Raw genomic sequence first — 13,830 nt, 5'->3', positions numbered from 1 at the left:
AATAAAAACGCCGGCAAGCGCTGGCGTTTTTATTTCTATTTTTTGACGTACTCATTCCTGCTCTGCACGGCATGACTGAATTTCAAAACGATCGTAGAATAGCCTCAATGGTTCGCATCGTTTGCTAAGTCGAATGTAATCGGTGCTATCGGGTAGCGGCAAATGTCTGTCGATAAATAGCAGTCCCTCATCGCTCAACGTGGATGGAGTGATCGCAGTAAATCTGCCGTGGCCTGCTCCGAGATACTCTTGGCTAGCAATATGTGCCCACCAAGGAGCGTAGACGATTCCAGAATAGCTTGCCAAGAAACTTTGAACTTCTTGCTGCTTCTGTGCTTCGGTAAGCGTGCTCGAGTCTGTGCTTCGAACGGCAGGTAGCCAAACATCCGCGATGTATCCAGTGATGCTAGCGTGGTTCAGGGCGCACCACGCTATGATTGAAAGCAGCGCCGGGATGGGTAGTTCCCCCCGCCTTACATACAAGATAGGAATGCAGATCAAGGCACAGCCGTACAGGACCGCGTTGAAGGCGTAACGTGGCCAGCCATTGGAGAAAAATATCCAGTAACCGAGATGCACAAAAAATGCTATCACTAGCAGCGAGGTTAGTGAGCGGACCTTTATGTCTTGAGTTGACCAGAGCGTCAGCGCTGCACTAAATACTCCCCATGCGAGGAGCCAGGCCATGCCGATGTTGAAACGCTCCTTGAAGGTGATGGCACGAGCATGAATGAGCTGATCAAATGTTGACGAAGCGGATCCGGTTCCCTGTGTGCGAATAAAATGTATATGGTTGTCCCAATTGGTGACCCAACCAATGCTTCCGAGGGAATGCCAACGGTACAGTTCAAATAATACGATCGGAATTAAGGTCCCGATTGCGGCTGCGCTAAGCAATGTCAACCACCTTCTTGTCTCCTGCGTCGATCTCCGTTTCACGATGGACGAACGGACGGCCATATACAACATCATCGACCCTAGAGGGATGACGTAAATCGCTGATAACTCTTTTGCTTCGAAAGAGGCTCCCAACAGTACGCCGGACGCAAAAAAAGTACCTATACGTGGATGGCAGTAGGCGGCGACGACAAAGGCCGTATAGGCGAGCAAGTAAGATTGCAGCTCACCCAAGAAAGCGAACCACTGCTCGTGGTGCATGGTTGTCGTGGAGATTGCAAGCAGCGTGGTTACGGCAGTGAACGCGCACGCACGAGCATGCCCAGACCGTCTGGAAATAAGCATTATCGACAGGCATGTCAGTGCAGTGTTGAAAATTATCAACACCATGCCCGGAATCCATGGAGCGTTTCCAAAAAAGTGGATTGCGACAGCGCCTAGAATGATTGTGCTAGGTCCTGTTCCCAATGCAGGGTGGAATAGCGACCCTCGATGATCTTGGTTGCCATAGTCTAGGCTAAGCAGGTAACCGTCGCCTGCCGCAAGGTTCTTAGACACTACAGCAAAGGATGCGTCGTCAAAGCAGCAGGTCCCCCGATTAAAAGCATTGATAAGAAGTTCTGTCAAGATAAGTGCCAAGCACAGTAGGCTTACGCTGATGAGCAGCCTCTTATGCCACTGCTGCACGCGATTGCTTTGGTTGCCAATCATTTGCATTTGGTTGGTCTCAATGGGCTCAAAATGTTACAAACGGGACGCCGGATTTAGTTAAAATGATTTTGTGCCCGGTGTCGCAATAAGCTTTGCTCTTGCCTGAAACAAAAACCCGGTACGTCTGTGCAGGGAGTGTTGATGCGGTAATGATGGCGTCAAAACCGGAGCGCTCATAGCGGCTATTCTTTAGTGCAGTGGCGACGTCAGGGCGACTCGTTCTGCTGTAGCCAGTATCAAATTCGAAAGCCTGATCTTGTCCAACTAGCGCAATCTTCAGGCTGGGAAAATTCATCGGTCCGACACCGAGAACAGAAGGCGACGCCCATCCTGAGAGGCGCATTGGCATCTGATCGACGGCAGTGAGCGGCTGGATAGCAGTGCTGCGTTCGTTGAGTGAATCTAGCGCACATTCCCGCTCGGCAGCCTTTGGTTGGTTGATCACATGTCCGCGGGGAAAAATCGAAATGTCCAGCGCTTGTCTTATTTGCATCAGCCGGGCGGAAAATGCGCCCGTCGGTATCACTACCGCTTGTCCAACCAAAGCCGCGGTGCCGACATGAGAACAATCCACCTCAACCTTTGAATAATTATCAGCTTTGCTGGCGCCAACCGAGCATCGTCCTGCAGTCATTGGAAGTTGATGCCCGGACAGCGCCCGCGCGCCCAGAACTGAGGTTGGAAGGGTGCTTGTTTGGTCTTTGTCGTGCAGACTCTGTGCCAACCGTACTGGGTCTGGGTATGGTACATGTGCGTGTGGCTTGTTTTGAAAGGCGCTAATATCCCCGTCAAGAAAGCGTGCCGTATTTAATGTGGACATTTTTAAAAAATAAGCGCGTTCCTGCACCTTTGAAAATTGGTCAACACTTTGTATTATGAGTGATCCCGTAACAACAGCAAAGGCAAGGCATGCTGGCACCCTATAAGGGTTTCTTCTATGACCGAAAATGTTATTTGTCGTGGCGAGGCGTAGCGCAAAATAACACGCAGCGATTGATGTTGGTAGAATAGTGTCAGTGTATCGTGATGTAACCTCCGTTAAATCGTGGCCCCGCGAATACGAAATGGCCAAGGAATTAAGCAGTCCGAGGATGTTCAGGCCAAAGAAAAATAGGTCGCTTGTGCTCTTTTGCTGCCGACCTGTTCGTAAGAGCCACATCAGGAGTGGTGTTATCAGGAGGATCTGCCCGATTGCAGGAGGCATTGGCCAGCTGGTGGTAATCCATAATGCGGAGATCCACTCGCCGATGTTCTGGGCCTTTAAGATCGCATGGTATGTAGGTGATGGGGTCAGGCCGTAGCCGATAATGCCGAGCATGCACATCAACATTGCCAGAATTGCCGAGCGGATGCGGATCTCTGGGTCGGTTAAAGATCGAAGAGAAAGCACGCCTGCACAGCAAAATGCGGTGAGCACTCCGTTGGCCATGGCAAGCATTGATGCGCCGACTATCATTAGGGGCAAGATGCATAGAGGGCTACGGAAACTTGTATAGGCACATGCGCTGATCGCAAAAAATGCCAATAGCGCATTGATATAAAATTGACTTTGAAAGCCAACTAGAGTGTTTTCCCAGCCGAACGGAAGGGCGCCGGCGAGTATCACCACGAGGGTCATAGCGATTGCTTTGAAGCGAGTCAATGCTTGGGCTGCAAATAAAACAGGGATCGTAAGTGCTACGCAATAGATTCCACTGGACACAACTGCTTCAAGCTGATTATCCCATTGCTGCCCGTTTACATTAAATAATATGATGGTCAGGAGACGAGTCCAAAAGATACGATGCTCGTTATGTGCGGAAAGTAGTTGTTGCCAAGTCAGGCTGCCGTTCTGAAAGGCGCTGAAAATTGCATTCTCGCCACCCCATTGATCCCAGAACGGGACTGAGCTGCCTGCCGCCATTAACAACATGAAACGCGAGGTCGCCAGCACGACAAACGTTCCAATGCACAGAAGCGTGATTTTACTGAGATGGAACTTTTCGGGAGGATGAGTAGTGGACATCATGTCCTTTTCTGCGAAAAAGAAAGATATTTGTGGCCGATGTAGCTTGTTACCACCGGAACCGCAACGCCAATCCCATGGGCCAAGGTCTCGGCGTGGAAGTCGATCGCCAGGTAAGGAAAGATGATGCGGGCGAGCGCAAGGCTGATCAGTAGGGTTTGAATTACTGCGGCAATATTGACGAGTACGAACCAGAGAATCTGCTTATAAAGTTGTTTATCGCTTCTCTCAAATACGAAGAGCTTATTGAGAGAAAATGCGGTGACCATGCCCAGGCAGTAGGCGATGATGATAGCTGGGACGTAATGAAGCCAATGGCTCAGTAGAATGCGTGAGCCAAAATTGACAACTGCCGCAGTTCCTCCTGCAATCAAGAATAGGGCAAACTGCCGCGACACCAGAATGCGAGTCACGTTGGACTAGCTCTATTGCTGGCTTGAGCTGCCAATGTTGCTCCGACCAATATACTTTCGTTTATTGAGCGATCTTCCGGGTAGTAGTACGCCGTATCCGCCATGTAGAAGCCCTGCAGAGGCGTGCTCATCGACGGCAGCATGTTCTGAAAACCCGGTGGGCAGATGGTCTGCGCATACTCGTAGCGATGACAATGAGTGGCGCGAATCCACTCCGGCTTGAAGTCCGGGTTAATCATCGGCAGGTAGCTGACGACTTCGTCGATCAGTTGCTGATTGCTCCATTGCCACTTCGGATGAGTCTTGGGCATGTAATAGGGCGCGTACACGATATGTTCGCCCGGGCCCTTGCCGGGATTGAGGTTGCTGTACTCGATCAGGCCGGGTATGGAGATCCGGTCATCGCTGATGTTCATCCAGAAGTTCTCGCTGACCGGCTTGGACAGCTTGAGGATCACGCAGGCGACCGGGATGTTCTCGATCGCGGAGACCTGATCGGCAAAGGTCTTTGGCAGGCCCGGCACCATGCCAGGCACGTACTGGATCGGCGCCGTCGATACCACGCCGTCGTAGGCATGATGGCCGTCGCGGGTCCGGATGCCGGTGACCTTGCCGTCGACCGAGGCGACTTCCTCGATCGGTTGCGACAGCAGGATGCGTCCGCCGAGGCGCGCGACTTCTGCGGCCATGCGTTCCAGCAACACGGCCGAGCCGCCTTCCAGATAGCCTATGCTTTCGTTGAAGAGATTGCGCCGCGACAGTGCCACGCGTTTGATTCGGGTGCCGATCCACGACGCGGACAGCTCGTTCTGGTACTCGAAGAACTTAAGCGCGAAGGCCTTCTCCCACATTACCTTGTAGGCCTTAGGGCCGATCCAGCGTGTGATCCAGTCACGGGCATTTTCCTTGTCAAGCGCAGTCCAGTCACTGATGCCCTTGGTGTGCATGACGTGCAAGGCGTAGCGGATCTTGTCGACCAGACCCAGGTGCGGGAAGCCGAGCAGCGCGAACGGCGTTCCCCACTTGTGCAGCTTGCCCTGGTAGTAGTAGCCCATTTTGGTGTCCGTCCAGTGCAGGCGGTCGGACAGCTTCAGCTCCTCGAGCAACTTGAACAGCGGGAAATCGGTCTTGCAGATGAAGTGGTAATAGCGCTCGATGCGCAGGCCGTCGAAATCGAAGTCTGCGGACATGCCGCCGATGCGGTCGTCGCGTTCGTACACGTCGACCTGGTGGCCCTTTTTCAACAGTTCCATGGCAGCCATCAGGCCCATTGGGCCGCTGCCGACGATCGCGAATCTACTCATAGTTCTAAGTCTCGTATGACGGTTCAGCGCTTTAGCACAATATGGCTGTAGCGCGGGTCGGTATAGCTTTCGCGGATCGCATCCTCGAACGGCGTTTGTCGCACGCCGAACACCGCTTCGGTATCGACGCCCTTGAAGTCGTCGCCCGCGCTGAGCGCCTTGAGCTGGTCGGCGGTGAACGGCGGCTTGGAACTGAAGAGCGAATACACCCGCAGCAGGAAGGCGAAGAAGCTGATCGGGATATGCACGATCAGGGTGTGCAGTTTCTTGACCCGCTTGATCGTCTTGATGATGTCGACGTAGTCCACGCGCGTATCGCCAACGATATCGTAGACATCGCCGTCGGGCTCGCGTTCGATGCATTTGGCGATGCAACGGCAGAAGTCGCGCTCGTATAGCGGCTGACGCATGAAGCGGCCATCACCCGGAATCGGGAACACCGGCGTCCTGGCCATGAAGCGCGACAGCCAGCCGAGGTGCTTGGGATCGAACCAGCCGAACATCAGGGTTGGGCGTAGCACGCAGTGGGGCAGGCCACTGGCGACCACCATCTCTTCCTGCGCGCGCTTTGTGTTGGTGTAGTCATCCTTGGCCACCGAGTTCACCACCGAGGAGCTGATGTGCACCAGATACGGCACCTTCGCCGCGCGGCAGGCATCGAGCACGTGCGCGGTCGCGGTCAGGTTGTTTCGGGTGAATAGATCGGTTGTCTTACCGGTGATCTGCGCGTGCAACTGGGCGACGCAGGCTGCACCCTCGAACTCGCGTGCCCAGTCGCCGGGCTCGGCAAGGTCCGCCTGCACCACGCGCACGGCCGGGTGCAGCTCGCGCAGGATCTGCAGGTTGTGCGCATGTTTGTCGATCGCCACCAGCTGGGTGTAGCCCTGCTGTTCGAGTTCGACGATTAGGTTCTGGCCGACCAGGCCCGCGGCGCCGGTGATGACGATCTTGGCGTGTTTGTCCGTCATGTCAGAGCTTGATCCTGCGAAAAATGAATTCCGGGATGTTCTTGATCACCAGCATGATTGCCCACCAGAAACTAGGCAGGTAGGCCACAGCGCGACGCTTGTCCACTGCACTGAGGATCCCCTTGGCAATCTGGTCCGGCTTTGCCCACAGTGCGCCCTTTTTGAAGGCAGCGGTCATGGGGGTGTCGACGAAGCCCGGCTTGATCGTGAGCACGTTGATGCCTTGCGGGCGCAGGTGTTGTCCCAGGCCGCTCAGGTAGGCGGTCACTGCGGCCTTGGCGCTTCCATAGAGGTAATTACTGGCTCGGCCGCGATCTCCGGCCACTGAGGAAATGACTGCTAGCGTAGCGCCCGACGTCAGTCGCGGCACAATCGCTGCGCACAGGGCAATCGTGGAGGTGCCGTTGGTGGCGAATTCGCGCAGCGACAGTTCGACCGATGCGTTACACGCAGCCTGATCCGGCAACGTGCCATGTGCGACCAATACGACATCGACACCGCCCAATGCTGCCCAGGCTGCATCCAGAACCTGGCCATGATGCGCATCGTCGTTGACATCCAGCACGCCGATGCTGGTTCGCGCGCCGCGGGTCGTGAGGTCGGCGGCAATTGTTTCCAGGCGCGGGACTTGGCGGCCGAGCAGGTGGATGGCCGCACCGCGTGCGGCGTAGCGTCGGGCGGTTGCTTCGGCAATGGCCGAGGTGGCCCCGATAATGAGGACGCGTTGCATGTCTACTCCGTGACCCGGCGCCAGAAGCCGGAAGAAAAACGTGGATCGAGATAGCTGCCGAACTCGCGCCAGCGGCCATAGGCACGCTGAAACGACTGCGCTGTCATACGTGCGTCCTTGGCAGGGTACAGAGCACCGCCTGCGTCGTCGACAATGCGGTCCAATCGCTCAAGCAGGCGGAAGACGCCAGGACCGGTATTGGGAAAGTCCAATGCCAAGGTCGTGCCTGGCCTTGGGAAAGACAGCATGCCAAGGGAAGGTGTGTTGCCGAATTCCTTCAACACGGCCAGGAACGAGCCGCTGCCGCTGCGCGCGATCTCTGCAAGCAGCGCGTCCACTCCGTCCCGCGCGGTTGCGGGCGGCAAGACACATTGGTACTGCAGAAAGCCAGAAGGACCGTACATGCGGTTCCAGTCACGGATTCCATCAAGCGGGTAAAAGAACGGTAAGAGGTGGCTGACGAAGCGTTTGCGCGGCGCGGGCTGGCGCCAGTAATAGAGCGTGTTGAAAGGCCGCAGGGAGAACGTATTCACCAGCGACATCGGCGGAGTGAAAGGCATGGATAGACCTGCACCTGGCGGTTTCGGTCGCTCTTGCGCAAGCCCGGTACAGTGATCTGCGCGGGTAAAGTGCCCGCGACCGCGCGCCTTGCCGCTTGCCAGACAATCGATCCACGCCACACTGTACTCGTGGCTTTCGGCTGCGGCCGCCGACAACGCAAAAAACTCATCAAGCGAGCCGAAGCGAATGTTTTCTGCTTCCAGCATGGGGCCGCCGACCCGACGCAGCTGAATTTCCGCCCAGGTGATCAGGCCGGTCAGCCCAAGTCCTCCCACTGTAGCTGCGAACCAGCGATCGGCCTCATCCGGCGTACACAATCTGCGCTCGCCATCGCTACGCAGCAGCTCGAATGCGCGCACATGGTGGCCAAAATTGCCGGTCCGATGATGGTTCTTGCCATGCACATCGTTGGCAATGGCGCCGGCAACGGTGACGTAGCGCGTGCCGGGCGTCACCGGCAGAAACCAACCTTGCGGCAATACCAGCTCGATGATCTCGGCAAGGGTGACCCCCGCCTCGCAGCGAAGGACGCCATTGCCGGGATCAAAGGCAATGAATCGATCAAGCCCGCGTGCGCACAGCAGTGCGCCATCCGGATTCAGGCAACTATCGCCATAACTGCGTCCGTTACCACGAGGCAGCGCAAAGCCGTCGAATGCGGGCAGATTCGCCGCTCGATCGTTGATCGGTAGCAGCGTCTGCTGCGCTCTGGGATACCGCCCCCAGGATTGCCCCGGCGCCATCAGATGGCACTCAGGGCGAATAATCCGCACAGCACCACAACGATCTGACTGACACGATCGGTGGCAGCGAATACGATCGGGTCGTCATGCATTTCTCCACGATGAGCAATGATCCAGACCCTGCTCACCCAATACAGCAACACCGGGCACACGAGCCAGAGCAGCTTGGGATTGCGGTACAGCTCCACACTCTCGGGACTGTTGATGTACAGCGCCATCACCATCACCGCGATGTAGCCGGCCGCCGCACCCATGGATTGCAGCAGCGAGAGATCCTCCACCGAATAGGCCCGGCCACTGGCCTTGGTCTTGCCGCTGCTCAACATGGCATGCAGTTCCGTGTAGCGCTTGAGCAGCGCGAGCGACAGGAACATGAACATCGAAAATGCCAACAGCCAGAACGACAATTCGATACCGATCGCCACGGCGCCGCCGATGATGCGCACGGTGTAGAGCGCTGCGAGCAGCACCACGTCGATCATCACAATGCGCTTCAAACGTAGCGAATACGCCAAGGTCATGACGTAGTAAGCAAGCAAGACCAGGGTGAATTCAATATTGCATGCCAGCGACAGCAGGAGGCCTGCCACTGTCAGTGCAGGGGCAACCAGTAGGCCATGCAGAAGCGGGAGTCGGCCTGCCGCAAACGGGCGCTTGCGCTTACGCGGATGCTGACGGTCAGGCGTCAAGTCCAGCAGATCATTGAGCACATAGACGCCGGAAGCGCATAAGCCGAATGCGACCAGCGCAATCGTGGATTGCAGCACCGATTCCAGATCCAGGAATCGGTGCGCGGTCAGAAGCGGAACGAACACGAGCAGATTCTTCAGCCATTGGTGCAGGCGCAACGCTTTCAGCCACGCACGGGCCCGCGACGGGGCAGGCCAATGCGCATGCACGGTCGTCCTTTGCGCCGCTGCCCTTGCCAGTGCGGTGCCGTTGTTGACGACCCAGGCGCCCCCGGCCTTGTCCCAGACGTGCAGATCCACGCTGCCGTTGCCCGCGTAATCGAAGTTGCCCTGACCAAACTCCTCGACCAGCACCTCTGCCTTGTTGCGACCAGACAGATTGCGCTTTCCATCACTGGCAATGACCTGCTCGAAGAGGCCCAGATGCTCTGCAATGGGCTGCACCAGGAGTGCGTCGGAGGCGGTGCACAACACGCGCGGGCGTTGCGCTGTGGTGCGCAACAGCTCTAGCACCTGGTGGTTGTAGGGCAGGGTCTCTGCAGGCAGGACGACGCGGGACGCAAGTTCGCGCTTCAGCGCGGCCTTGCCACGCAACAGCCACAGCGGCAGCAAGAACACGTAGAGCGGGTTTCGCGCCAGCAACGCCAGCACCGACTCATAGAGAATGTCCGAATTCAAAAGCGTGCCATCCAGATCCACGCACAAGGCGCGTCCCGAAACAACCGGACGAGTGGTGCTGCTGGTAGGGGCGGACATCGACTGCCTGGCGATCCATTGCGGGGCGCCGATTATACCTGTCGTTCACCGCGCGCTCTTGCGGACGGCGAATTCTGCAGCAAGCATGGACATTGCACCGACGAGAATGGCGTACCAAAGCGTCACCAGGCGTGCCGCGACAGCGACCGCAATGGCGTCTGCAGTAGAAATTCCGAGCCGGTTGAGCATCAAGACGATGGCCAGTTCGGTCGAGCCGACGCCACCGGGAACAAACGACAGTGCGCCGATCAGCATCGCAAGTGGATAAATACCGAGCGCGACAGTAGGCTCCAGTTGCAGGCCCATGCCGACGCAAAGGCTCACGAACACCGCCGATGTCAGTCCCCAGGCGATGAACCCGGCAAGCATGCTTTGCCCGAACGCAGGCAGATCCAGGCAGCTACGCAATTCCAGGGCTGCCGCAAGGAAAAAATGTGCCAGTTGCCGCAGCCAGCGGCCGGGAAGTCGCGCGGTCACGCCTTTCAGGTTGTCCAACAACGCGGGCCAGGCGGCTGCGCCGAACAGCGCGCAGACAAATCCCAGCACGACTGCAGCTAGCGCGCCCAAGGTGGGGAATACGGATGCGGCCAGCAGGGACAGCGACAGGATGACCAAAAGGTCGGATGCGCGCTCGAAGACGAAGACACCCAATGTGCGCTCGGCGGGAATGCCCATCCGCGCGAAGTAGCGAATCCGCATCAATTCGCCTGCCTTGCCTGGCGTAGCGGTCAGGGCGAAGCCCGCCAGATAGCCAGCCAGGCCAAGCCCCATTGGTACGCGATGCCCTTTGCGACGGAGCAGCCATTGCCAGCGCCAGTACCGAAACAGGTACGTCAGCGATACGGGCACGATTGCGAGCAACATCAGGTGCCAGACGTCACTCAGCCGCGAAAACGTCCCGTTCCCGTGGTCTACCCAGACCAATGCGGCGATATAGCCGCCGCATAGCAGCACAACGAAGCCGACCAGATAATCCAGACGGTGCCGCGATGTTGCGGCACCGTTGATGCGGGAAGACGAAGGCGCATCCATTGCAGCAGAAGGGCCTCAGCCCAACGCAGCCTCCAACTCCGGCAGCAGCGTAAACAAATCACCCACCAGCCCGATATCGGCAATCTCGAAGATCGGCGATTCCGGGTCCTTGTTGATCGCCACAATCGTGCCAGCGTCCTTGATGCCGGTCAGGTGCTGGATGGCGCCGCTGATGCCGATGGCCACATACAGTTCCGGAGCGATGATCTTGCCGGTCTGGCCGACCTGTAGCTCGTTGGGTACGTAGCCGGCGTCCACTGCCGCGCGCGAGGCGCCCACGGCGGCGCCGAGTTTGTCGGCCAGGCTGTAGATATGCTGGAAGTTCTCGGCCGAGCCGACGCCGCGGCCACCAGAGACCACGCGCTTTGCGCTCTGCAGGTCGGGGCGGTCGGAGCTGCCTGCTGCCAGACCGACAAAACGGGTATGGGTCGGCAACGCGGCCTCCACCGTGGCCGCCTCGACCGTCGCGCTTCCACCGCCGGCCGCTTCCGGCCAGGAGGCACTGCGCACTGTCGCGACCACGATCTGCTCGGCCGGGGCCTTGACGGTGATGATGGCGTTGCCTGCATAGATCGGACGCTTGAAGGTGTAAGCGTCTTCGACCGACATCAGATCGGAGATCTGGTTGACGCCCAGCAGCGCAGCCACGACCGGCATCAGGTCCTTGCCGAAGGTGGTGGAGGGTCCAAAGACATGCGTGTAGCCCTGGCCGGCAAGCTGGGCGATCTGCGGCCCCAGCACCTGCGCGATGGCGTGTTCGTTTGCGGCGTTCGCCACCGTCAGCACTCGGGCAACACCGGCTAACTGCGCGGCTTGCGCTGCAACCGCGGCCGGGTCGGCAGCCAGCACAACCACATCAATTGAGTCGGCCGAGATCGCCAGCGCAGCGCTGAGGGTCTTGGCGGTGGCCGCATTGAGCTGACCGTTGAGATGTTCGGCAACAACGAGAACCTTGGCCATTACAGCAACCCCTTCTGCTTGAGTGCGGCCACCAGCTCGGCGGCGTCCTTGACCATCACGCCGCGGCTGCGCTTGGACGGCGCGGCGTAGTGCGTGGTGGTCACGCTGTCATGCGCGTCGACGCCCAGGTCGGCAAACGCCAGCGTTTCCAGCGGCTTGCTCTTGGCCTTCATGATGTCCGGCAGCTTGATGAAGCGCGGCTCGTTCAGGCGCAGATCGGTGGTGATCACTGCCGGCAGGTCAATTTCCAGCGTCTCCAGGCCGGCATCGACCTCGCGCGTCACCGTGGCCTTGCCATCGGCAACGACGAGCTTGCCGGCGAAGGTGGCCTGCGGGCGGCCCCAGAGGGTGGCGAGCATCTGGCCGGTCTGATTGGCGTCGTCGTCGATGGCCTGCTTGCCGAGGATGACCAGATCCGGCTGTTCCTTCTCGACCAATTTGAGCAGCGCGCGCGCGGCGGTCAGCGGCTGAACAGCCGCATCGGTCACCACATGGATTGCGCGATTGGCGCCCATGGCCAGGCCGTTGCGCAGGTGCGCAGCCGCATCGGCCGGCGCCAGGGTGGCGACCACGACTTCCGTGGCGATGCCGGCATCGCGCAGGCGCAATGCTTCTTCCAGGGCGATTTCGTCGAACGGGTTGGGCGAGAGCTTGACGCCCTCGGTCACCACGCCGGAGCCATCCGGCTTGACCTGAATGCGGACGTTGTAGTCCACCACGCGCTTGTAGGCGACGAGGATTTTCATCGTGTACGAGATCCTTCAGCTATTGCGGGAAGGCCCGGCCGCGGCGGCAGGCACGGGAGTGGGGGCATTCTAACCGGGTGAAGCGAACCATGCGATGGCGTATGGATGGTGCGGTGCGGCACGTTGTCTCCCAAATTGGTCAGTGCTTAGGCCCGGTATTGCGCTAACCGTATATCCTGTGTCGTTTGAATACGCAGCGCGGTTCGCGCGCGATAAGGAGATAGGCAGTGGCAACTTGGCTAGTAACCGGCGGCGCCGGCTTCATCGGTGGGAACTTTGTTCTTGAAGCAGTGGCTCGCGGGGTGCGCGTGGTCAATCTTGACGCGCTGACCTATGCGGGAAATCTGAACACATTGGCTCCCCTGGAGGGCAACCCGCACCATGTTTTCGTCAAGGGCGACATTGGCGACGGCGCGTTGGTCGCCAGTCTGCTGCACGAACACCAGCCCGATGCGGTGCTGAATTTCGCGGCCGAGAGCCATGTGGATCGCTCGATCGAAGGTCCGGGCGCGTTCATCCAGACCAATGTGGTTGGGACCCTGGCCCTGCTTGAAGCGGTCCGTGACCACTGGAAGGCGCTTCCGAAGGAGCGTCAGGATGCGTTCCGGTTTTTGCATGTGTCCACCGATGAGGTCTACGGCACGTTGGGTGAGACCGGCAAGTTCACCGAAACCACGCCTTACGCGCCCAACTCGCCGTACTCCGCATCGAAGGCTGCTTCCGATCACCTGGTGCGCGCGTTCCACCACACCTACGGTCTGCCGGTGCTGACCACCAATTGTTCGAACAATTACGGTCCGTACCACTTCCCCGAGAAGCTCATTCCGCTGGTAATCGCCAAAGCGCTGGCTGGCGAACCACTGCCGGTCTACGGCGACGGCAAGCAGGTGCGCGACTGGTTGTTCGTCAGCGACCACTGCGAAGCGATTCGTACCGTGCTGGCGAAGGGCAAGGTCGGCGAGACCTACAACGTCGGTGGCAATTCAGAGCGGCAAAACATCGAGGTCGTACAGGCGATCTGCGCACTGTTGGATCAGCACCGTCCGCGTGACGATGGCAAGCCGCGTGCGAGCCAGATCACCTATGTGACGGATCGCCCGGGCCATGATCGCCGCTACGCGATCGACGCTTCCAAGCTGAAGAACGAACTGGGCTGGGAGCCCGCCTACACCTTCGAGCAGGGCATCGCGCAGACGGTGCATTGGTATTTGACCAACCAGGCCTGGGTGCAGGGCGTGCTGGATGGCAGTTACCGGTTGGAACGGATCGGTGCCTCGGCGTAAAGCGCCCCAGCAAGAGCCCGCGCGGTCGTGTG

At 58.5% G+C, this 13,830-nt stretch carries 12 protein-coding genes; 1 reads left to right on the top strand and 11 read right to left on the bottom strand.

Annotated features, from left to right (window positions below; genetic code table 11):
* Positions 1-51: 51 nt before the first annotated feature.
* From HLH45_RS00860 to HLH45_RS00810, 11 genes are all read right to left on the bottom strand, one after another.
* Positions 52-1,614, bottom strand: a complete 1,563-nt coding sequence (locus HLH45_RS00860; protein WP_008576920.1) for a hypothetical protein — start codon at positions 1,612-1,614, stop codon at positions 52-54.
* Between the two features lie 19 nt (positions 1,615-1,633).
* Positions 1,634-3,613, bottom strand: a complete 1,980-nt coding sequence (locus HLH45_RS00855; RefSeq protein ID WP_126952644.1) for a hypothetical protein — start codon at positions 3,611-3,613, stop codon at positions 1,634-1,636.
* Positions 3,613-4,014, bottom strand: coding sequence for a GtrA family protein (locus HLH45_RS00850; RefSeq protein WP_033479217.1), 402 nt, complete (start codon positions 4,012-4,014; stop codon positions 3,613-3,615). Before HLH45_RS00850 ends, HLH45_RS00855 begins: the two co-directional genes overlap by 1 nt.
* Before the next feature lie 8 nt (positions 4,015-4,022).
* Entirely contained in the window at positions 4,023-5,330 is a 1,308-nt protein-coding gene (locus tag HLH45_RS00845) for an NAD(P)/FAD-dependent oxidoreductase (RefSeq protein WP_033479208.1), read from the bottom strand.
* A gap of 23 nt (positions 5,331-5,353) precedes the next feature.
* Positions 5,354-6,298 carry an NAD-dependent epimerase/dehydratase family protein gene (locus HLH45_RS00840; protein WP_008576927.1) on the bottom strand — a complete coding sequence of 315 codons (945 nt, stop codon included), beginning with the start codon at positions 6,296-6,298 and terminating at the stop codon, positions 5,354-5,356.
* Between the two features lies 1 nt (position 6,299).
* Complete coding sequence (locus HLH45_RS00835; RefSeq protein WP_008576929.1) at positions 6,300-7,028, bottom strand: SDR family oxidoreductase; 729 nt, start codon at positions 7,026-7,028, stop codon at positions 6,300-6,302.
* Between the two features lie 2 nt (positions 7,029-7,030).
* A complete protein-coding gene (locus HLH45_RS00830; RefSeq protein WP_008576931.1) occupies positions 7,031-8,332 on the bottom strand; it encodes an FAD-binding oxidoreductase in 1,302 nt (433 codons plus the stop codon).
* On the bottom strand, positions 8,332-9,720 hold the full coding sequence (locus HLH45_RS00825) for a UbiA family prenyltransferase (RefSeq protein WP_008576933.1): 1,389 nt from the start codon (positions 9,718-9,720) through the stop codon (positions 8,332-8,334). The genes HLH45_RS00830 and HLH45_RS00825 overlap by 1 nt, the downstream gene beginning before the upstream one ends.
* Before the next feature lie 102 nt (positions 9,721-9,822).
* Positions 9,823-10,809, bottom strand: a complete 987-nt coding sequence (locus HLH45_RS00820; RefSeq protein WP_008576936.1) for a lysylphosphatidylglycerol synthase transmembrane domain-containing protein — start codon at positions 10,807-10,809, stop codon at positions 9,823-9,825.
* 15 nt (positions 10,810-10,824) lie between these two features.
* The gene (locus tag HLH45_RS00815; RefSeq protein ID WP_008576938.1) at positions 10,825-11,769 is read right to left on the bottom strand and encodes an electron transfer flavoprotein subunit alpha/FixB family protein; all 945 of its coding nucleotides are present in this window, start codon (positions 11,767-11,769) and stop codon (positions 10,825-10,827) included.
* Entirely contained in the window at positions 11,769-12,515 is a 747-nt protein-coding gene (locus HLH45_RS00810; protein WP_008576941.1) for an electron transfer flavoprotein subunit beta/FixA family protein, read from the bottom strand. Before HLH45_RS00810 ends, HLH45_RS00815 begins: the two co-directional genes overlap by 1 nt.
* 227 nt (positions 12,516-12,742) lie before the next feature.
* Here HLH45_RS00810 and rfbB point away from each other — a divergent pair, with 227 nt between their 5' ends.
* On the top strand, positions 12,743-13,798 hold the full coding sequence (rfbB, locus tag HLH45_RS00805) for a dTDP-glucose 4,6-dehydratase (RefSeq protein ID WP_031424434.1): 1,056 nt from the start codon (positions 12,743-12,745) through the stop codon (positions 13,796-13,798).
* Positions 13,799-13,830 lie beyond the last annotated feature (32 nt).

Origin of the sequence: Xanthomonas euvesicatoria, from assembly GCF_013112235.1 — a bacterium.
Taxonomy (GTDB): domain Bacteria; phylum Pseudomonadota; class Gammaproteobacteria; order Xanthomonadales; family Xanthomonadaceae; genus Xanthomonas; species Xanthomonas euvesicatoria.
Note: the sequence above shows the minus strand (reverse complement) of the source record. Positions and strands in the feature narration are given on the sequence as shown.